This window comes from Xenorhabdus yunnanensis, from assembly GCF_028598805.1.
Taxonomy (GTDB): domain Bacteria; phylum Pseudomonadota; class Gammaproteobacteria; order Enterobacterales; family Enterobacteriaceae; genus Xenorhabdus; species Xenorhabdus yunnanensis.
On sequence record NZ_JAQRFI010000169.1, the window covers coordinates 1 to 1,173 of the forward strand.

Sequence of the window (1,173 nt, forward strand, 5' to 3'; positions counted from 1 at the left end):
CCCAGCTTAAACTGCGCCACTAATTCAGGATGGTTCAGCCGCCGTTTGGTCAGATAGGCCTGTGCTTCCGGGGCATTGAGCAACGTATGATGGTAGAACTCCGCCACCCGTAACAGCAGCGCCTGTTGCCCGACCGCATCACGGATCAGTTCCGATGAGCCAACCAGCGGCTCCACCGCCGGATTGCTGCCGAGCATGGCGCGCAACCGTTCACAGGCATGGCGCAGACTTAAATTCTCTGTCTTCATCACCCAGTCCAGCACCGACCCGCCGGCATCGCAGCCAAAGCAGTGATAGAGATTTTTCGACGGGGTGATCACCATCGAGGGCGTTTTTTCCTGATGGAACGGGCACAGCACGAGTCTGTCTTTGCCGCGTTTAATCACCTGCCGCCCCTGCTGCTCAAGGATAGCCACTAAAGGAACCGCCGCTTTCAGGTGTTGCAACTCAGCTTCCGGGATGCGAGCCATGTCAGATATCCTTACAAAATATTTTTTAATAAAGCATCGATGCTTGATAAGTTAGCTTCAAGGCTTTATTATGTCAAGCATGTAAAGCGCATATCAACGCATCGGAGCATGGAAGATGAGTCATAATTACGGCAACATAGCTACATTTAAGACCGCAATAATGACAGAGGTGCTTGATATGGCAGCGGCAACAGAGAACGGATTTGCACAACGTCTGCGGGAGTTACGCAGGCAAAAAGGCCTCTCCCAGTCAGAGCTGGGCAAGCTGGCTGAACTGCACTACACCCACATTGGCCGTTTTGAACGCGGTACCTCACGGCCGGGCAGTGATACGTTAAAACGTCTGGCGGATGTACTCGGGGTGAGCGGTGATTACTTGCTGGAAGGGGCAGAGACCGAGGCAGCAAAAGCCCGATTTGAGGACAGGGAGTTACTGCGGCAATTTCAGGCCGTGGAGCAGTTACCGGAGGAAGACAAGGAAGTGATTAAGAAGTTGCTGGATGCCTTTTTAATCAAAAAGCAGTTACAGGTGCTGGCAAGGTAATAAGATAAAAACCCTTTGATTTAACGCGGGGAAAACGTGCGACCAACACCTTAACCCCGCTGACCATAACCAACTATTAGGAGTAGTGACTATGGCTAAGGCGCATTCTAAGCAAAACCGGGCGGTAAATAAAGCCGCCAAAACAGAACGTTATTACAC

General features: G+C 51.6%; 2 protein-coding genes. One reads left to right on the top strand and one right to left on the bottom strand.

The window, feature by feature from the left end:
* Positions 1–470: CHC2 zinc finger domain-containing protein (locus PSI23_RS21480; protein WP_273556976.1), on the bottom strand; the 470-nt coding region annotated here is incomplete at its 3' end.
* 115 nt (positions 471–585) lie between these two features.
* On the opposite strand from PSI23_RS21480, the gene PSI23_RS21485 reads away from it, so the two are divergent.
* On the top strand, positions 586–1,014 hold the full coding sequence (locus PSI23_RS21485) for a helix-turn-helix domain-containing protein (protein ID WP_273556977.1): 429 nt from the start codon (positions 586–588) through the stop codon (positions 1,012–1,014).
* The last annotated feature ends 159 nt before the right edge of the window (positions 1,015–1,173 follow it).

Bases quoted from the DNA above. Each gene is read 5' to 3' on its own strand.
- PSI23_RS21485 (WP_273556977.1), top strand. From the start codon at position 586: ATGAGTCATAATTACGGCAACATAGCTACATTTAAGACCGCAATAATG.